Annotated in this window: 18 protein-coding genes and 1 pseudogene; 13 read left to right on the top strand and 6 right to left on the bottom strand. The window is 62.5% G+C overall.

Annotated elements, in window-relative coordinates:
* Nucleotides 1–151: 151 nt before the first annotated feature.
* From tcuA to WN72_RS39345, 11 genes are all read left to right on the top strand, one after another.
* Nucleotides 152–1,669, top strand: a complete 1,518-nt coding sequence (tcuA, locus tag WN72_RS39395) for an FAD-dependent tricarballylate dehydrogenase TcuA (RefSeq protein ID WP_092218459.1) — start codon at nucleotides 152–154, stop codon at nucleotides 1,667–1,669.
* The gene (locus WN72_RS39390; protein WP_143130772.1) at nucleotides 1,666–2,661 is read left to right on the top strand and encodes an MmgE/PrpD family protein; all 996 of its coding nucleotides are present in this window, start codon (nucleotides 1,666–1,668) and stop codon (nucleotides 2,659–2,661) included. Before tcuA ends, WN72_RS39390 begins: the two co-directional genes overlap by 4 nt.
* A 104-nt stretch (nucleotides 2,662–2,765) precedes the next feature.
* Nucleotides 2,766–3,923 carry an ABC transporter substrate-binding protein gene (locus WN72_RS39385; protein WP_092218457.1) on the top strand — a complete coding sequence of 386 codons (1,158 nt, stop codon included), beginning with the start codon at nucleotides 2,766–2,768 and terminating at the stop codon, nucleotides 3,921–3,923.
* 68 nt (nucleotides 3,924–3,991) lie between these two features.
* Nucleotides 3,992–4,861 (top strand): branched-chain amino acid ABC transporter permease, encoded by an 870-nt coding sequence (locus tag WN72_RS39380; RefSeq protein WP_027564039.1) that lies wholly within the window; start codon nucleotides 3,992–3,994, stop codon nucleotides 4,859–4,861.
* A complete protein-coding gene (locus WN72_RS39375; RefSeq protein WP_143130771.1) occupies nucleotides 4,858–5,844 on the top strand; it encodes a branched-chain amino acid ABC transporter permease in 987 nt (328 codons plus the stop codon). Before WN72_RS39380 ends, WN72_RS39375 begins: the two co-directional genes overlap by 4 nt.
* On the top strand, nucleotides 5,841–6,602 hold the full coding sequence (locus tag WN72_RS39370) for an ABC transporter ATP-binding protein (RefSeq protein WP_092218454.1): 762 nt from the start codon (nucleotides 5,841–5,843) through the stop codon (nucleotides 6,600–6,602). Before WN72_RS39375 ends, WN72_RS39370 begins: the two co-directional genes overlap by 4 nt.
* Nucleotides 6,595–7,302: an ABC transporter ATP-binding protein gene (locus WN72_RS39365; protein WP_027564041.1), complete on the top strand. Its 708-nt coding sequence runs from the start codon at nucleotides 6,595–6,597 to the stop codon at nucleotides 7,300–7,302. The genes WN72_RS39370 and WN72_RS39365 overlap by 8 nt, the downstream gene beginning before the upstream one ends.
* Before the next feature lie 32 nt (nucleotides 7,303–7,334).
* Nucleotides 7,335–8,228 carry an NAD(P)-dependent oxidoreductase gene (locus WN72_RS39360; protein ID WP_092218453.1) on the top strand — a complete coding sequence of 298 codons (894 nt, stop codon included), beginning with the start codon at nucleotides 7,335–7,337 and terminating at the stop codon, nucleotides 8,226–8,228.
* 7 nt (nucleotides 8,229–8,235) lie between these two features.
* Nucleotides 8,236–9,261, top strand: coding sequence for a Bug family tripartite tricarboxylate transporter substrate binding protein (locus WN72_RS39355; RefSeq protein ID WP_092218452.1), 1,026 nt, complete (start codon nucleotides 8,236–8,238; stop codon nucleotides 9,259–9,261).
* An 8-nt stretch (nucleotides 9,262–9,269) separates the two neighbouring features.
* Entirely contained in the window at nucleotides 9,270–10,070 is an 801-nt protein-coding gene (locus tag WN72_RS39350) for an N-acyl homoserine lactonase family protein (RefSeq protein WP_092218451.1), read from the top strand.
* 83 nt (nucleotides 10,071–10,153) lie between these two features.
* On the top strand, nucleotides 10,154–11,632 hold the full coding sequence (locus WN72_RS39345) for an aldehyde dehydrogenase (protein ID WP_027564045.1): 1,479 nt from the start codon (nucleotides 10,154–10,156) through the stop codon (nucleotides 11,630–11,632).
* A gap of 386 nt (nucleotides 11,633–12,018) precedes the next feature.
* On the opposite strand, the gene lpdA is transcribed toward WN72_RS39345, so the two are convergent.
* Genes lpdA through WN72_RS39320 form a run of 5 tightly spaced genes read right to left on the bottom strand, consistent with a single transcriptional unit; the run spans nucleotide 12,019 to nucleotide 17,335 of the window.
* Nucleotides 12,019–13,413: a dihydrolipoyl dehydrogenase gene (gene lpdA, locus WN72_RS39340; protein ID WP_092218450.1), complete on the bottom strand. Its 1,395-nt coding sequence runs from the start codon at nucleotides 13,411–13,413 to the stop codon at nucleotides 12,019–12,021.
* 4 nt (nucleotides 13,414–13,417) lie between these two features.
* Entirely contained in the window at nucleotides 13,418–14,692 is a 1,275-nt protein-coding gene (locus tag WN72_RS39335; protein ID WP_092218449.1) for a dihydrolipoamide acetyltransferase family protein, read from the bottom strand.
* Between the two features lies 1 nt (nucleotide 14,693).
* A complete protein-coding gene (locus WN72_RS39330; RefSeq protein WP_027564048.1) occupies nucleotides 14,694–15,707 on the bottom strand; it encodes an alpha-ketoacid dehydrogenase subunit beta in 1,014 nt (337 codons plus the stop codon).
* A 3-nt stretch (nucleotides 15,708–15,710) separates the two neighbouring features.
* Nucleotides 15,711–16,982 (bottom strand): 3-methyl-2-oxobutanoate dehydrogenase (2-methylpropanoyl-transferring) subunit alpha, encoded by a 1,272-nt coding sequence (locus tag WN72_RS39325; protein WP_092218473.1) that lies wholly within the window; start codon nucleotides 16,980–16,982, stop codon nucleotides 15,711–15,713.
* Nucleotides 16,967–17,335, bottom strand: coding sequence for a hypothetical protein (locus WN72_RS39320; protein ID WP_143130770.1), 369 nt, complete (start codon nucleotides 17,333–17,335; stop codon nucleotides 16,967–16,969). Before WN72_RS39320 ends, WN72_RS39325 begins: the two co-directional genes overlap by 16 nt.
* Before the next feature lie 32 nt (nucleotides 17,336–17,367).
* Between WN72_RS39320 and WN72_RS39315 the strand changes: the two genes are divergently transcribed.
* Entirely contained in the window at nucleotides 17,368–17,880 is a 513-nt protein-coding gene (locus WN72_RS39315) for an Lrp/AsnC family transcriptional regulator (RefSeq protein WP_051377655.1), read from the top strand.
* A 77-nt stretch (nucleotides 17,881–17,957) separates the two neighbouring features.
* Here the strand turns inward: WN72_RS39315 and WN72_RS39310 are convergent, their stop codons facing one another.
* Complete coding sequence (locus tag WN72_RS39310; protein WP_027564052.1) at nucleotides 17,958–18,467, bottom strand: hypothetical protein; 510 nt, start codon at nucleotides 18,465–18,467, stop codon at nucleotides 17,958–17,960.
* 54 nt (nucleotides 18,468–18,521) lie between these two features.
* On the opposite strand from WN72_RS39310, the pseudogene WN72_RS47310 reads away from it, so the two are divergent.
* A pseudogene (locus WN72_RS47310) lies at nucleotides 18,522–18,662 on the top strand (ABC transporter permease); the annotation flags it as partial.
* Nucleotides 18,663–18,872: the final 210 nt, after the last annotated feature.

The following is an 18,872-nucleotide window of genomic DNA, read 5'->3' as shown; positions in this document are numbered from 1 at the left end:
GCCTCCTGACCTTATCACTTTCCGTATCAGACTGTTTTCATGGGGTTTTTCCTCGGAAATGGTGCCGTCTGAATTATCTTGCATTCGAATGTATACATTGGTATTCACGAGCATACATAAGCCCAGAAGGCGCAGGCGGGAAGGAACGGAAATGCACGAAGAGTTCGATGTGATCGTCGTTGGCGCGGGAAATGCCGCTCTGGCTGCGGCAGTCTCAGCGAAAGAAAACGGCGCCGATCGTGTCGTCGTTCTCGAGAAAGCCCCCCGCGAAATGCGAGGCGGAAACACGCACTGGAGCGGCGGTGTTCTGCGCTTCGCCTATGACGAGCCGCGCGAGATCGGCGCCCTGCTGCCGGGCATCGAAGACGAGTTCGAGAATTTCTACGACGGCATTTCTCCTTACACGCAGGAAGATTTTCACGGCGATCTCGTGCGCGTCACCAACGGACGCACCGATCCGGCCTTGTCGCGTCTGCTCGTGTCGAATTCGCAGGCGACCGTTCGCTGGATGAAGGACACCGGCGGCATCAAGATGGAGCCGGCGATCAGCCTGTCCGCCGTCAAGAAAGACAACGTCATGGTCTGGGCGCGCGGCCTCGTCGTGCGCGCGGCGCATGAGGGCGTCGGCCTTTCGCGCAGCTGGTTCGCGACCTGCGAACGCATGGGGATCGAGGTTCGGTACGGCAACGCCGTCTCGGAGTTGCTCGTCGATGGCAACGGCTGCGTCGTCGGTGTCAAGACCAAGGACGACGAAGGCGTTCGTTCGCTCGGCGCGAAAGCCGTCGTGCTCGGCTGCGGTGGGTTCGAGGCGAACGTTCAGATGCGCACGCAGCACATCGGTCCCTTGGTCGGCGCCGCAAAGGTTCGCGGCACGCCGCACAACCAGGGCGACGGCCTGCGGATGGCGCTCGCCATCGGCGCCATGCCGTGGGGGCAGTGGAGCGGCTGCCATGCAACGCCGATCAGCGCGGATTGGGGCGACTTCGCGCCGCGCGAAATGACCGATCGCAGCAATCGTCTGTCCTACGTCTATTCGGTGATGATCAATCGCAAGGGCAAGCGCTTCGTCGATGAAGGCGAAGACGGCGCGCTCTTCACCTACGCCAAATTCGGCCGCGCCATCCTGGCCGAGCCGGGCGCCAAGGCATATCAGCTGTTCGACAGCAAGGTGGTCCACCTGCTTGAGCCGCGCTATTCGACCAGCGATCCGATCAAGGCGAACTCGCTGGCAGATCTGATTGAGCAACTCGATATCGATGACAAGGCGCAGGCACTCAGGACCGTCCAGCAATTCAACGATCATGCACGCGCGCCGGACGAGGGCTTCGATCCCACGAAGAAGGACGGCCTCTCGACCAAGGGCCTCGATCTCGAAAAGACCAATTGGGCACTCAAGCTCGACAAGCCGCCTTATTATGCCTACAGCGCGACGGGCGGAATCACCTTCACGTTCGGCGGCCTGAAGATCAACGAGAACGCCGAGGTGATCGGCACCGACTGGCGCCCGATCAAGGGGCTCTACTGCTGCGGCGAACTCGTCGGCGGTCTGTTCTATGACAACTATCCGGCTGGCACCGGCCTTGTCTCGGGTGCCACCTTCGGCAGGATCGCGGGCCGAAACGCTGCGGCCCAGCAGAGCGTCGCGCGAGCCCAGGCGGTGGCATCGTGACCAGCGCCACGATGGCAAGACCAGGCGGATGGGCCGAAAGCCTGGCGGAGCGGATCGGCTCTTACGATTCACGGCGGCGAGATGCCAAAGCTGCAGCAAAGGCCAAGGCGGCGATCATCACAGCGTTCGGCCTGGCGCTGTCCGGCGCGCCAGCCGCCATCACGAAAGCGCTGCTGGGTACTTCCGGCGTCGCGACAAGCGGGCCGGCGCTTGTCTTTGGGACCGAGCGGCGCACAAGCGCCGTCGATGCCGCGTTGATCAACGCCACAGCTGCAGTCGCCGGAGCCGAAGCTTCACGCGATGCAGCGAATGCGGCGTGTATCGTGACGCTGTTCGGGCTCTGCGAGGAGCGTGGAAAGACGGGGCAGCATTTCCTCGATGCGTTGATGTCGGCCGCTGAGATCTCTCCTCTTCTCGCGCCGATGCTGTCGCCCGCGGGCGGCCAGCTCGGATATGCCTTGTTCGGTGAGGTCGCGGCGGCCGCCCGTGTGCTCGAATTGAGCCGCCCGAAGATTGCAGCCGCGCTGCTCATGGCAGGGATGGCGAACGTCGACAGTTCTCCTGCCGGACCGGTCGGAGCGAGGTCGCTTATGATTGGTCTGAGCCTTCGCAGCGGATTGCTGGCCGCTCTGCTCGCCGAAGCCTTGGACGAGGTGTCCTGCGCCGAGATGATCGGGAGCGAAGCAAACACGATCCCGAGTCTGGCCACAGACAGCGGAGCGCCGGGAAAGGCCGCTTTCGATCTTCTCGCAGTTCAATCGCCGCCAGCAGCCGATCTCTGGGATCAGTTCGAGCAGTGGGCTGGCGCCGTTCTGCCGCGCGATCACATCGCTCCGCTATTCGAACGGCTCGAGACGATCGACAAGGTGAGCGACCTCGCGACGGTGTCGCGTCTGTTGCAAGGCCGCGGAGCGCAGGAGGAGGCGCCAAAGAAGGTCGTCTTTGCCGCGCGAGGAACGCACGAGCCGGAGGAGACGACTTGGGTTCCCTGAACCCGCAAATGAATGCGAGGCGGCCAAGCCGCGTCGCAACGACAAGCCTTACCTGACACAACAAGAGCAAGGCCGACAAAAATATCATCTGGGGAGAGATTGGAATGAAGCGTCTTGAGTTGGTTGCCGTACTCGCCGCATCCGTCATGTGTTCTGCGGCTCAGGCCGAAGACAGTGTCACGATCGGCGTGCACGCCAGTTTTTCCGGTGCCGGTGCCGCGTTTGCGGAGGGCATGCTCGCCGCCACCGACTTTGCTGCCGAGGATGTCAACAAGGGCGGCGGGCTCGAAGTTGGCGGCAAGCGCTACAAGATCCTGATCAAGCAATATGACGACCGCTATCGCGCCGCCGACGCGGTCACCGCGATGGATCGCCTGATGATCCAGGACGGAATCCGCTTCGTGGTCGGTCCGATGGGCTCGGCGGCGGCCGTGGCGACCAAGGATCAGACCACCTCCGGAAAAGTCATCACCATGACGCTGGCTTTCACGCCCCGCGCGCTCGGGGCCGATGCGCCGTTTGCTTACCGGCCCGTGATCACCACCGGCGAATTTTCCGATCCGCAGGTGGCCTGGCTGATGAAGAACACGTCGGCCAAGCAGGTCGTGTCGCTGTTGCCCAATGACGAAACCGGACAGCAAATCGGTGTGGCGAACTTCAACTCCTACGCCAAGGCCGGCGCGAAGCTGCAGGTCGAGTATTTCGAGCGCGAGCGCGTCGACTTCGTGCCCATTCTGACCCGCCTTCTGACCAAGGCCGACGGGCTCGAGCTTGGCGGCAACTCTCCGACCACCGCGGGACTCATTCTCAAGCAGGCCCGCGAACTCGGCTACCGCGGTCCGGTGTTCGTCACGGGCGGCGATGTTGCCGCCGAGATGCTGAAGGTGGCGGGCAAGGACGCGGCTGAAGGCGTCTACGTGCACCTGCCCATCGATACCGGCCTGCCGGATACGGCAGCCTATGTCGCCCGCTTCAAGGCCAAGTATGGGCCGAACATGAACGGGTTCAGTCCCTTCTTTTATGCCGGTCTGCAGATGCTGTTTACTGCGATGAAGAAGGCCGGGACCGTTGACGATACGACCAAGATCGCGACGACGCTCGATGGACTGTCCGACGTTCCGACCGCGATGGGCAACGCGGGCTGGACGGGCGAGCAAAAGTACGGGATCAAGCACCAGATCGATCTTCCGTTCTATGTCGGGCAGATGAAAGACGGCGTCGTGACCAAGGTGGCAACCTGCGACGTCAACGCCTGCAAATAAGCGACCGCTGGAACAGGTGGGGCGCGCCTGCGCCTCACTGATACGATTGGAGTCGTCATCCCGTGAGCATGGATATCATTCTGGTCCAGACCGTCGTGAACGGCCTCATGGTCGGCATGATCTATGTGCTGATGGCCATCGGCTTCACCATGGTGTTCGGCATCATGCGCATCGTGAATTTTGCGCATGGCGAGTTCTACATGGCCGGCGCGTTCCTGTTCGCGATCCTTTACGGCAGCAACGGCTTGCCGTTCTCCATCAGCGTCCTGCTGGCCATTGGCGCCACGGCCTTGCTGGGACTGCTGATGGAGCGGATCGTCTTCCGCAAGTTTCGCGGCAACGAGCTGAACGGCATGATCGCATCCGTCGGCGTCGCTCTCATCCTCCAGAACAGTGCGCTTCTGATGTGGGGATCCTCGGCACGCACCGTGCCGCCGGTCGTATCGGGGGTGCTATCGGTCGGCGGCATCGTATTCCCCTGGTCGCGGCTGGTGGTCATCATCGGAGCGATCGTGGCCGTCGTGTCGCTCAACCTCCTGATCGGCCACACAAGGATCGGCCGGGCCATGCGCGCCGTGGCGCAGGACGCCGAGATTGCGCAGGTGCAGGGCATTCGCGTCGACGTCATCTTTCCCGTCGCGTTCGTGCTGGGTGTGAGCCTTGCGGGATTCGCCGGCGTTCTGATGGCCCCGGTGCTGTCGGTCTCGCCGTTTATCGGCCTGGCGCCGACGCTGAAGGCCTTCGTGATCGTCGTCATCGGCGGGCTCGGCAGCGTTCCCGGCGCCGTGGCGGGGGGATTGCTCATCGGCTTGATCGAGAGCTTCGCCGGCACCTTCGTCAGTGCTTCATTGTCCGAGATCCTTCAATTCCTGGTCGTGATCGCCGTCGTGTTGCTGCGTCCGCAGGGCCTGTTGGGCCGAAAGGAGCGTGAGGCGTGAATCCTCCCACAACCAAGCCGATGTCTTATGTCGGGATCGCAGTGGCCGTCGGTCTCGCCGTGCTGCTGCCCTGGTTCGCACCGAACCAGTTCTACGTCCATCTGGCGACAGTCGGCTGCATCAACCTGATGCTCGTGCTCGGCCTTGCCATCATCGCCCGGGCGGGACAGCTGTCCATGGGGCACGGCGGTTTTGCGCTGGTCGGCGGATATGTCTCGGCGTTGTTGTCGATGAAGGGCTGGCCGCCGCTGCTGACCCTGTTCATCGCTGCGGTGGTCGCGGCCGTCATCGCGGCCGCGCTTGGCTGGATCATCCTGCGTTTGCGCGGCGTCTATTTCGTGCTGGTCGCCTTTGCATTCAGCCAGATCGCGGTGCTGCTGGCGCTGGACATGAGCTCGATCACCGGCGGCGCAAACGGCCTCGTCGGCGTGCCCCCGATTTCGATCTTCGGCTACGTGCTTCGCGCCAAGCCGCAATTCTATCCGTTCGCGCTCGTGTGTGCGCTGACGACGCTACTGTTGACCTGGCTACTCTATCGCTCGCCGCTCGGCACGATGATGGCGGCCACTGCCGAGAACCAGCGGCTCACGGAATCGAGCGGCATCGATACGCATCGCGTCCAGGTGATTGCCTTCACGGTCGGATCGGGCATCGCCGGCTTCGCGGGCGCGTTGTCGACGCACTATCTCCGTTTCATTTCGCCGGACTCATATACGTTCTGGGAGTCGGTTTCCTACCTGACCATGCTGGTCGTCGGCGGACGGGACGGGGTGCTGGGGCCCGTGGTCGGTGTTGTCGTGCTGACGCCTCTGCCAGAGCTCCTCCGCTCCACCGAAGGATTGCAGCACATCATCTACGGGGCCGTGCTCGTGCTCTGCCTGATGTTCGTTCCGAACGGCCTCGCAAGCCTCATTCAGACCTGGCGTTCGCGCCAACGGGTTGCGACAACCGGCGCCGCGCGCGTGGCCGAGGAAGTGCCATGAGCATGCTCCAAGTCGAAAGCCTGAAGCGCTCCTTCGGCGGGCTTGTCGCCGTTCGAAACGTATCCTTCGAGGTCAACGAGGGCGACTTTCTCGGCCTTATCGGACCGAACGGCGCCGGCAAGACCACGCTGTTCAACGTGATTTCGGGCGTTCTCAGTCCATCGGCTGGCACTGTGCGGTTCCTGGGACGAGACATTTCCGGCCAGCCAGCCAATCAAACGGTTCGCCAGGGGCTTTCACGGACCTTCCAGGCCGCAACCATCTATCCGGAAGCGACTGTCATTGAAAATGTCGCGCGCGGCACGCTGGCTTCGAACGTGAGCGGCCTGTGGGGAGGGTTTCTCTCGAGCAAATGGCGGGTGGCAGCGAAAGACAAGGCGTCTGGTGTGCTCGATCTGTTCGGGCTGACGCGCCGTGCCGGCCTGAAGGCACGCGAATTGTCCTATGGCGAGCAGCGGCGCCTCGGCGTTGCAATCGCGCTTGCCAGCGAGCCCAGGCTCTTGATGCTCGATGAGCCGGTCGCCGGCCTCAACCCGGAGGAGGCGGCTGAGCTCGCCTCGGTTCTCCGCCGGGTCAAGTCGGAACGCGGCGTGACCATGGTGATGGTCGAGCACCACATGCGCACGGTCATGGGCCTCTGCAATCGCGTCGTGGTGCTGGATCACGGGACGCTGATCGCGCAGGGAACGCCGGCGGAAGTCGTGTCGAACCCAGTCGTCATCGAGGCGTATCTCGGCAAGGAAGCGATCCATGCTTGATGTCCGCGGGATCAGCGTCGCCTACGGTCCGCTCACGGCGGTCCGCAACTTGAGCCTCTCCGTCGCTGACGGAGCGATCGTCTCTCTCATCGGTTCAAATGGTGCGGGCAAGACCACCACGATGAAGGCCATTATCGGCCTCAAGCCTGTGAGCGGCGGAGAAATCTATTTCGACGGCGAGCGCATCGATGGCGCATCGGCTCCTCGGCGCGTCGGGCGCGGGATCGCGCTGTCACCCGAAGGACGCCGTGTCTTCCCGCAGATGAGCGTGCTCGACAATCTGCTGGTAGGTAGCTACTCGCAGAGGGATAAGGCGCACCAGAGAAAGACGCTGGACCAGATCTACGGATATTTTCCCCGTCTCGTGGAACGAAGGAGCCAGATGGCCGGTTCGCTGTCGGGCGGCGAGCAGCAAATGGTGGCCATCGGCCGCGCACTCATGGCGAGGCCCCGCCTGTTGCTGCTGGATGAGCCGTCGCTCGGGCTTGCTCCGATCATCGTCGATGAGATCGCGCGCATCATCGTCGAGATCAACCGCGATATCGGCATGTCGATCATCCTGGTTGAGCAGAATGCAAAGCTTGCATTGAATCTCTGCAACGAGGCGTATGTGCTGGAAACCGGCGCGGTCGCGCTGAGCGGGAAGGGCAAGGACCTCCTGGCCAGCGACTACGTCCGGCGTGCCTATCTCGGCATCTGAATGTATCTGTCCAAAAATTCCGGAGTTTTGTTATGACTGGCTCTTCGACTTTCGGCTTCATCGGTTTGGGCGTCATGGGCGAACCCATGTGCCGGCACCTCGTGCAGAAGACGAAGCAGAGGATCCTGATTCACGACATCAACCCCGAGCCCGTAGCGCGCCTGGTTCAAGCCGGCGCAGTCGATGCCAGCTCGATCGCGGGGCTCGCGAAAGCCGATGTCGTCTTCATTTCCATGCCCAGCGGCGAGCACCTGAAGAAGATTTGCGAGATGCCCGGCGGGATCCTCGAATTCGCGCGCGCGGGCCAGACCATCGTCGATCTCTCGACCAGCCCGTTGAAACTGACCCGCGAGCTGGCCGGCGCCTTCGCCGCAAAGGGAGCCGACTATGCCGATGCGCCCGTGGCCCGGACGCGGGCGGCGGCCGAGGCGGGGACGCTTGCAATTTCGGTCGGAGCAAACGCGGACGTGTTCGCGCGCATCGAGCCGCTGCTGCGTTGCTTCGCGAGCGAGGTGACTCATTGTGGCGACGTCGGATCGGGCCAGGTGGTCAAGATCCTCAACAACATGGTCGTGGTCGGGACCGTGACCGCGCTGTGCGAAGCCGCCGCGATCGCAAATTCGGCGGGTGTGTCGACCGCGACCCTGTTCGACGCCTTCTCCAAGGGCTCCGCGGACAGTTTTGCTTTGCGCAATCACGGCTACAAGGCGGTCTTGGCGCAGGAGTTTCCCGAGCGGGTGTTTTCGACCGACTACATGCACAAGGACGTGTCTTACGCGCTCGATATGGCAAGGGACGCCGGGATCGAAGCGAGGGAAGCCGCACTCGGCGCCAGGCTTCTGACTGAGGCCTCTCAGGCCGGCTTTGGAGCCAACTACTGGCCGGTCATCGTGAAGATCATCGAACGCTCTTCGAAGAAGTCATGATCGATGCGTGAGGGCGATCGAGCCTCGCCTTTCGAGATCAGGAAATTGCAAAAACGATCAATGGGAGGGTTCTGTGCGGGTGTTGTTGTTGACGATCACGCTGCTCCTTTCACACTGGAGCCCGGCGGCAGCAGCGGATGGCTATCCCTCGCAGCGAATTACGGTCATCGCCCCGTTTGCGCCTGGCAGCGGAACAGACGGAGTTGCGCGCATCGTGTTTCAGCGGCTGTCGGAATTGCTGAAGACAACGATCATCATCGATAACCGTGTCGGTGCAAATGGCGCGCTAGGGGCGACGGCAGCTGCGCGCTCTGCGCCCGACGGATACACGTTGCTTGTCGGCGGAACGTCGACGCACGCCGCCAATCCAAGTCTGCTGAAATCGATCCAATATGATCCCATCGCCGATTTCGCTCCGATTTCGCAATTCGGCCTGTTTCCGTATTTCCTGATCGTCGATCCCGGCCTGCCCGTGAAAAGTGTGGCCGACCTCGTGGCTCTCGCGAAGAGCAAGCCGGGCACGCTGACGTTTGGTTATGCCAATGCGCTTGGCCAACTGTCCGGCGAAGCTTTCAAGCGGCGGGCAGGGATCGACATTGCCGCCGTGCCTTATCGAAACAGCCCGCAGGTCGTCACCGATATCATCGCGCAGCGTGTCTCCATGACATTCATGGACATGGCGCCTGCGGTCTCTCAGGTCGAGGCCGGCCAGGCACGCGCACTCGCGACCACGAATCCGGACCGCGCCTCGCTTTTCCCCGATATCCCGACCATGAAGGAGGGAGGGCTCGCGTTCATCAACATTTCCGCGTGGTCGGGACTGTTCGGACCCAAGGACACGCCGCCCGAGATCGTTGCCAGGCTCGCCGAAGGCGTGCGCGAGGTGCTGGCAGAACCGGAGATACGCAAACGCCTCGCCGATATCGGCTTCGAGGCTCAGTGGATCGGGCCGGCAGAGTTCGCCAAGCATGTCAAGGACGACATGGATCTATGGGCGACGACAACGAGGGAAGCCGGCATCGAGCGCCAGTGAGTGATGACATGTCCGAGTATGAAATCTATGCGATCCGGTACGCCAGGAAGGACGAGCGCCGCTCATCGGAGAACTTCATCGAGCACGATGCGCCGGACAGCCCGATGCCGATGGACTTCTTCGTCTGGGCACTGGTCGGCCGGGACCGCACGGTGATCGTCGATACTGGCTTCGACGAGAAGGCCGGCAAGGCGCGCAACTATGCCGTCACGCGACCGGTCGCTGAGGGGCTGAAGCAGATCGGGATCAATCCCGACACCGTGAAAGACGTCATCCTGACCCATATGCACTGGGACCATGCCGGCAACCACGATCTGTTTCCTCAAGCCCGGTATCACGTGCAGGAGCGCGAGATGCATTTCTGCACGGGCCGCTGCATGTGCGATGTCGAGCAGAAGAAGGCCTATAATGCGGAAGACGTCAGTCACATCGTCAGGCGGAACTTCGAAGGGCGCGTGGCGCTCCACGATGCGAATTCCGATTTCGACGACGGAATCTCCCTGCACTGGCTGGGCGGGCATACCGCGGGACTGCAGGTCGTGAGGGTGAAGACGCGGCGAGGTCACGTGGTGCTGGCCTCGGATGCTTCGCACTACTACGCCAACATCCTGCAGCGGCGACCATTCCCGGTGTTGTTCGACACCAAGCAGATGTTGAACGGCTTCGCTGTCATCCAGCAGCTCGCCGATGGTCCGTCCCACATCATTCCAGGCCACGACCGGCAGGTGCTGTCCCTCTTTCCTGCCGCGTGCGCGGGGCTCGACGGAATCGCGCGGCTGGACGCCGACGCTTGCGGAAAGCCGGCCTAAGCCTCAGCCGGAAGAAGGCCGGCGCAGGACACACTCTTTAGATAAGACACACAACGGTTCGCCAGTCGCGGAGACCATCGATCATGCCGAAGAAGTACGGAATTGCCATCGCCAATGAGATCGTGAGCGCACCGAACCAGGAATGGTTGTCCGCCATAAACCCCTATACCCGCGAGGAATGGGCGCTGGTGCCGCAGGCGACCCCGGCGCAAGTCGCCGATGCAATCGCGGCGGCCAGGAGAGCGTATGACTCCGTCTGGAGTAAAACGACCGGGCTTGCTCGGGCGAATTTGTTGAACCGTCTGGCCGACCTGCTCGATGCGCAGGCTGAGCGCATAGCCATCATGGAGAGCTCCGACAACGGCAAGATCATCCGCGAGACGCACGGTCAGATGCATTTTGCCGCGCGCGCCTACCGGTTTTTCGCGGGCTGCGCCGACAAGATTTTCGGTGACACCATTCCGCTGGACCAGCGCGACGTCTTCGACTTCACGCGTCGGGAGCCGATCGGTGTCGCGGTTCTGATCACGGCGTGGAATTCCCCGATGGGCCTGCTCGCCAACAAGCTCGCTCCGGCGCTCGCGGCAGGCAATTGCGTCGTCATCAAGCCATCCGAGCATGCATCCGTGACGACGCTGGAGTTCGCCGAACTGGTCCGGGAGGCCGGGTTTCCGGCGGGCGTCGTCAACGTGGTGACCGGCGACTACAGGACCGGGCAGGCGCTGCTCACGAGCGGCCGAATTGACCGTGTCAGTTTCACGGGGAGTCCGAATGTCGGTCGACAGATTGCAGCGGAGGCGGGCCGCTCGCTAGTCCCGGTGACGCTTGAGCTGGGGGGAAAGTCGCCCAACGTGATCTTCGAGGATGCGGACCTCGATAAGGCGACGGTTGGTGCTCTCGCCGGCATTTTCGGCGCAACCGGACAAACCTGCATCGCGGGCTCGCGGCTGCTTGTTCAGCGTTCGATTCATGATGAGATCGTGAAGCGGCTCGTCGGCCGCGCTCAAAAGATCAGGTTGGGCAATCCGTTGCACAAGACAACAGATATGGGAACGGTGGCGAACGAGCCGCAGTTCGATCGGATTCTCAAATGCATCGGTGATGCCCAGAAGGAGGGCGCGGTCCTCGCTTGCGGCGGCAAGCCCGCGACAGGCGATGGCCTGGGCAAAGGTCTTTTCATCGAGCCGACCATCTTCACCGGCGTTGAGAACAGGATGACGATTGCCCAGGAAGAGGTGTTCGGGCCCGTGCTCTCGATCATTCCCTTCGACTCGGAGGAACAGGCGATCAGCATCGCGAACGATAGCAAATACGGGCTGGCGTCCGGAATTTGGACCACGAACCTGTCGCGCGCGTTGCGCGTCTCGCGGGCGGTCCACGCTGGAACGGTTTGGGTGAACACCTACCGTGCTTCCAGTGCGATGGCTCCGTTCGGCGGGTTCAAGGAGTCGGGATTCGGTAAAGAGCGCGGGGTGGCGGCGTTGGACGAATTCCTGCAGACCAAGAACGTCATGATCGATTTCTCAAACGAAGAGCGTGATCCCTTTGCCCTCAAGACGTAAGGCGAGCATCGCTCGTCGGCTGAAAGGCAAGCGCAACGCATCCCGCCAACAGAGCGGCGCGAATGTACTGCTCCTTGGGATCCCCGGAGACGGGGTTGGTCTTTCCGGAGACTGGCGGGCAAATACGTCAACCCATGCAAAATTGGCGTAACGTATTTGCTGAAATCGATGCCGACGAATTTCGAGCAGCTCGCTCGATGGACCGAAGCTCATTGATTCTGCTGGGTTAGCGCCTTGAAGCCCAAATGATATGGCGCCCGTAACTTGGGAGCTCTCTAACTTATTGATGTTGCGTGAGCGCTTCGAGGACCAGCTGCAATTGGTCGATCATTCGAGACGACGAGAAACGCGCACGAACGGCGGCCATGGTGGCGATGCTTGTACGTTCAGATATGAATTGCATGTCCCAGCGACTTCAGCGCGGCCTCGTGCAAGGCTTCGCTTTGAGTTGGATGCGCGTGGATGGTCATCGCGATGTCCTCGAGGCGTGCACCCATTTCCAGCGCGAGGCTGAAGGCTGCTGACAGTTCTGCTATGCCGGCTCCGACACCCTGGATTCCAAGCAGCAAATGGTTGTCCGCCCGCGCCACGGTCCGGATGAAGCCGTCCTCCCGCTCCAGCGTCAGTGCGCGACCGTTGGCCTTGAACGGAAAGAGATCTGTCTTGATCTCAAAAGCCTTTCCGGCCGCCTCGCTCGGGGACAGGCCGACGGTGACGATCTCGGGATCGGTGAAGCAGATCGCCGGGATCGAAACCCGGTCCCAGGCGCGGCGATGACCGGCAACGATCTCGGCCACCATCTCGCCTTGCGCCATGGCGCGATGCGCCAGCATCGGTTCTCCCGTGACGTCGCCGATCGCGAAGATGCCGTGCATCGAAGTGCGGCATCGATCGTCAATTCGGATGAACGGTCCGTCCATATCGAGATCGAGGTTCTCGAGGCCAAAACCGTTCGTCGCGGGCTCGCGACCGACGGTAACGAGGATCCTATCGGCTTCAAGTGATGTCTGCTCGCCGCTAGCAGTCTCGATCGCGAGTGCCGTGCCATCCGCAACCAGCGCCGTCGCCTTCGCGCCTGTCAAAACGGTGACTCCGAGCGCACCAAGGCGTCTGGCGATGGGTTCGCTCAGGTCGCCATCATATTGCGGGAGAATACGTGGCGCGGCCTCGATGACGGTGACGGTCGAACCCATTTTCGCGAACGCCGTGCCCAGCTCCAGGCCAATGTAGCCGCCGCCGACCACGACGAGCTTGTTCGGGATTTCGGTGAGCGCCAATGCCTCGGTCGACGAGATCACGCGGCTCCCGAAGGGAAGCAATGGCAACGCGACCGGTGCGGAGCCTGTCGCGATCACCACCGTTGCGGCATGGATCACCTGCCGGCCGGATTGCGTTTCGACCTCGATGGTCTTGCCGTCGCGGAAGCGGGCGTACCCGGCCGCGAGCCTGACCCCGGCCTTCTTCAAGAGACCGGCCACGCCGCTGTTCAGACGCCGGACGATGCTGTCCTTCCAGGCGATGGTCCTGGCGAAGTCGAGCGATGGCTTTGCAGTGGAAATACCGAGCGGGCTGTTCTCGGCGGCGCGTGCAATCGTCTCATACTCGCCGGCTGCATGGATCAAGGCCTTCGACGGAATGCAGCCGACATTGAGACAGGTTCCCCCGGGCTTCTGGGCGTCGACGACGATCGTATCGATGCCGAGCTGGCCAGCGCGGATCGCGCAGGTATATCCGCCGGGGCCAGCGCCGATGACGAGAAGCTTGCAGGAAAGTTCGTTCACAGGCTTAGCCTTCGATGAAGATCATGGCCGGCGTTTCCAACAGCAGCTTGATGCGCTGCACGAACCGGGCGGCATCGAACCCATCGATCACCCGGTGATCGAAGCTGGACGACAGGTTCATCATCTGACGCGGCACGAAGGCAGCGCCATCCCAATGCGGACGGATAGCGATCCGGTTGACACCGATGATCGCGACCTCCGGGTGATTGATGATGGGCGTCGTGGCAAGCCCGCCCAGCGCGCCGAGCGAGGTGATCGTGATGGTCGAACCGGAGAGTTCGTCGCGGCTGGCGTTGCCGTTCCGAGCCGCTTCGGCGAGCCGCGCGACCTCGGCGGCGCAACTCCAGAGGTCGAGCGCTTCCACATGTCGAACGACGGGGACCACCAGGCCGGTCGGCGTCTGCGTGGCGATCCCGATATGAACGCCTGCGTGCTGGTGAACGACCCCTGCTTCGTCGTCGAAATGGGCATTGAGATGAGGCTGCTCGGCGATCGCGCGCGCCATGGCGCGCATCAGGAACGGCAACAATGTCAGTCTGGGCTTGCCCGGCTGCTTTTGGCTGTTGATCTTCGCGCGCAAATCCTCGAGCGCGGTGACATCGACCTCTTCTACATAGGTAATGTGCGGAATGCGCGAGCTCGCAATCGACATCTTCTCGGCGATCTTGCGGCGCAAGCCGACGATCTTGATGTCGGTTACCGCGGTTTGCGTCCGATACTGCGCCGCTGTCGTTCCGGTAAGGCCGCGCGCGATATGGGCGTCAAGATCATCGTGGGTGACCCGCCCAGCGGGGCCCGTGCCGCGGATCTGGCGCAAGTCGACGCCGGCTTCGCGCGCGCGAAGCCGGACCGCGGGAGCAGCCAGAGGCCGATCACTGGCGTGGTGGAGCGGCGCCGTGGAGGACCGCGACCTCAATGCGTTGGGCGGCTCGCTCGCCGGCAGGCTCGCGGTGCTTGCGGCATCGTCAGGCTTTTGGGGCGGCGAGCTTGCCGCGCGCGGCGCCGGCTGCGTTTCCGCCGTCGCCGGCTCACTCTTGCCGTCCACCTCCAGCCGAACGAAATCCGAGCCGATGGCGAGCACGTCACCCACCGTGCCGGCGAGCCAGACGACACGTCCGTCCGCCGGCGAGGGGATTTCCACTGTCGCCTTGTCGGTCATGACGGCACCGAGCACGGCGTCCTCGCGCACGATGTCGCCCACTTTAACGTGCCATTCCACGAGCTCGGCTTCCGCAATGCCTTCGCCGACGTCGGGCAGCCTGACCACGCGCTCGGCCATCTCAGGCCTCCAGCGTTTCGATCAATGCACGGCTGACGCGCGATGGGCCCGGAAAGTAGTCCCACTCCTGCGCATGCGGGTAGGGCGTGTCCCAGCCGGCGACACGCGCAATGGGCGCTTCCAGATGGTAGAAGCATCGCGTTTGGACCAGTGCGCAGAGCTCAGCACCGAATCCAGAGGTCAACGTCGCCTCGTGCACGATCACGCAGCGTCCGGTCTTCCTGACCGAGGCTTCGATGGTGTCGAGATCTAGCGGCAACAGCGAACGGAGATCGATGATTTCGGCATCGACGCCGGTCTCGGTCACGGCGGTCTCGGCGACGTGAACCATCGTGCCGTAGGCCAGGATGGTGACGGCGTTGCCCTGCCTGCGGATCGCGGCGCTGCCGAGCGGAATTGCAAAATGTCCGTCGTCGACCTCGCCGAGATCATGCTTCGACCACGGCGTCACCGGTCGGTCATGATGGCCATCGAACGGACCGTTATAGAGTCGTTTGGGTTCGAGGAAGATCACGGGATCGGGGTCCTCGATGGCCGAGATCAGCAGACCCTTGGCGTCGCGCGGGTTTGACGGCACCACCGTCTTGATACCGCAGACATGGGTGAACAGCGCCTCCGGGCTCTGGCTGTGCGTCTGTCCGCCAAAAATGCCGCCGCCGGTCGGCATGCGCACCACCAGCGGGCAGGTGAACTGGCCGTTGGAGCGGTAGCGTAGCCGCGCGGCTTCGGAAACGATCTGGTCATAGGCCGGATACATGTAGTCGGCGAACTGGATTTCGACGCAGGGCTTCAGGCCATAGGCCGCCATGCCCACCGCGATGCCGACGATGCCGAGTTCGCTGATCGGGGTATCGAAGCAGCGACTCGTTCCGTATTTCGCCTGCAGTCCCTGGCTTGCGCGAAACACGCCGCCGAAATAGCCGACGTCCTCGCCGAACACGACGACACCGTCGTCGCGCGACATCATCACGTCCATGGCGTCCCGAATGGCCTCGATCATGGTCCGCCGTGTCATGGTTCAGACTCCGGCTTCCTGGCGCTGGCGGCGCAGATGCGCCGGCATCTCGGCGAACACGCCCTCGAACATGTCGCGTGCCGTAGGCCGCTGCTCGGAATGGAGCGTGCCGTAGCTTTCGGCTTCCTTTTGTGCCGAAACCACGGAGTCGAGGATCTCCGCCTCAGCCTGCTTGTGCCGCTCCTCCGACCAGGCGCCGCGGACGATCAAATGGTTCTTCAGCCTGATCACGGGATCTCCGAGCGGCCACGCTTCGGATTCTGTCTTCGGCCGATAGCCCGCGGGGTCATCCGAGGTAGAATGCGCACCGACGCGATAGGTCACGTGCTCGATCAGGGTCGGGCCGAGATTGCGGCGTGCGCGCTCGCAGGCCCATTTCGCGACCGCATGGACTGCAAGGTAGTCGTTGCCGTCGACGCGTAGCGCCGGAATGCCGAAGCCGAGACCGCGCGCCGCAAACGTGCCGGAGCCGCCGCGTGCGATGCCCTGGAAGGTCGAGATGGCCCATTGATTGTTGACGATGTTGAGCACGACCGGCGCGCGATAGGTCGAGGCGAACACCAGCGCGGCATGGAAGTCGGATTCGGCAGTTGCGCCATCGCCGATCCAAGCGACAGCGATCTTGGTGTCGTTCTTGATCGCGGAGGCCATCGCCCAGCCGACCGCCTGGATGTATTGGGTGGCGAGATTGCCGGAGATCGAGAAGAAGCCGTGCTCCCTGGAGGAATACATCACCGGTAGCTGGCGCCCCTTCAGGGGATCATGCGTGTTGGAGTAGATCTGACAGGCCATCTCGACCAGCGAGTAGCCGCCGGCGATCAAAAGCCCCGCCTGGCGATAGGTCGGAAAATTCATGTCGCCCGGAAGAAGCGCCTTGCGGAAGGCGCAACTCACGGCCTCTTCGCCCATATGCTGCATATAGAACGACGTCTTGCCCTGACGCTGTGCTGTCTGCATGCGCGCGTCAAACGCGCGCAGCGTCATCATGTGGCGCAAGCCTTCGAGCAAATCGCTGTCCGAGAGCGCGCCGGCCCAGGGGCCGACCGCCTCGCCATCGCGATTGAGCACGCGGATGACGGAGAAGGCGAGATCACGAATCGTTTCGGCGTCCACGTCGACGTCGGGACGATCGACCTGGCCTGCACGGGGAATGCGGATGTTCGAGAAATCAGGCGTGCCGCCCGGGCGCACCGCCGGCTCCGGTACGTGGAGCTTGAGCGGCGCATGTTCCGCGGACGGCGCCGCGCCGCTTTGGGGGCTCACAGCGTCACGCATGAGGTTGGGGTCGCGCATTGACTTTCACCTCTCACCTCGATCGCATCGATGCAAAACAACGCGCCGACGCGGCGAGCGAGCCGGTCAACGAGGTCGCGATCATCGATGTCTATGGAAGCCGAGATGCGGCATTCGTTCGCGTCCACCTGCGCGCTGACGGCAGCGAGCCGAAGCCCCGCAACTCGCGTCTGGTCGAGCAGGCGGCCGAGTGCAGCGTGCATATCGCTGGTCTGGAGTTCGAGAAGAAACACCGCAGTGGTCTCATTTTGTTGGTATAGCTTACTGGCAAGATTGAGGATTGTTGTTCTTTTCTTCTGGGTATAGGCTGGAAAAGCGATAAAGGGGTTCTGCATTATAGCTTCAAGTCGAGAATGAGGTTCTTAGTATGTCGCCGGTCGGACGTGCCACGACGCCAGTCAAGGCTCCGCGCAAGGACGCGCTTCGGCTCGACGAGATCGATCGCAAGATTCTGCGCGCCTTGCAGCAGGACGCGCGCCTGACGACGGCGCAACTCGCCGACAGGATCGGCCTCTCCACGACGCCATGCTGGAACAGGCTGAAGCGTTTGGAGACGCAGGGCTATATCGATGGCTACGTCGCGCTTCTTAATCAGGACAAGCTCGGTCTGCCTGAAACAGTCATCATCGAGCTGACGCTCGATCGCCACGACGAGGAGATGCTCGAACGTTTCGGCCAGCTGCTCACGAACTTGCCCGAGGTGATCGAAGCCTATCTCACCACGGGTGACTATGATTACGTCGTGAAGGTCGCGGTCGAAAGCACCGCCGGTTACGAACGCTTCCTGCGCGAAAAGCTCTACCGCATTCCGGGCATCCGCCACAGCCGGTCATCGTTCGCGCTGCGCTGCCTGAAGAAGCTGACCTCGGTGCAGGTCTAGGCAAAATGCGTTCGTGGCGACGAGAAGACGTCACCCGGTGGGACGTCCTCTCGTGTTCGAGTTGAAGGTGCGGCGCGTCAGAAGGCGGTCTTCTTGCCGATGATGCCGACATAGCTCGATCGCACCAAGGCACCCCAGCGCCCGTCCTTCTTAACGATCACATAGAGGGAATCGGCCGACAATATCGGCTTGTCGTTGGCGTCATAGCGCGTGAAGCGCGTGACAAAGTGGAGCTTGTCGTCGGATTTCTGAACGAGCTTGCGATAAGTCCAGGCCGAACGCGCCCATGTCGATGCCTCCGCCAACTGCCTCGCGTCGTTCGATTGCGCATATTCTTCCGGCGTGTTCCAGATCTGCACCTGCCCGCCGGCGATCCGAATATGCGGATAATGGACGGTCTTGGCCCAGGCTACTGCATCGCGCGAGTTGAACGCCTTCATGAACTCGTCGAGATAGGCGCATCCCTGCTTCAACAGCTCGTCGTTTCCGGGATTTACGCACTCGTCGTCTGCCGGGCTTTGAGCGAACGCAACGGTGCTCATGCCAAAGAACGCACCCCCAAGCAGCAGCAATTTGCGAATTTTCACGATTAGACCTCCCTGATTGGCCAAGTCGACTTGGCTTCGTTGTGATTAATACCGCGCCTGTACAACTCGACGTTGATCTACGACGCGCTCCTTGTCGTCGTGCTCGGCGGAATCGGCCTCGGCGGCGGGCAGGGCAGCGTCCGCCACGTGATCGTCGGCACGATCCTGGTTGGCGCTCTCACCAACGGCATGACGAAGGCCTATTTCGCGATTTGGCGTCATAGGGGGCTATGGCTGCGATGCTCATCGCAGCAACCGGCCGGCTGCTTGTCCCGACTACCGCGAGGCTGAGCGAGCGAACCGCGCCCCAACGACGCCCATTGCAACGCTACGCGCAATGCATCCCGCAATAATAATGCATTATCGTTGGCAGGGGCGCGGCGAAAAAGTTGAGAAATCCCATCG

The sequence above is a fragment of the Bradyrhizobium arachidis genome (genome assembly GCF_015291705.1).
In the GTDB taxonomy this organism is placed as follows: Bacteria; Pseudomonadota; Alphaproteobacteria; order Rhizobiales; family Xanthobacteraceae; genus Bradyrhizobium; species Bradyrhizobium arachidis.
Note: the sequence above shows the minus strand (reverse complement) of the source record. Positions and strands in the feature narration are given on the sequence as shown.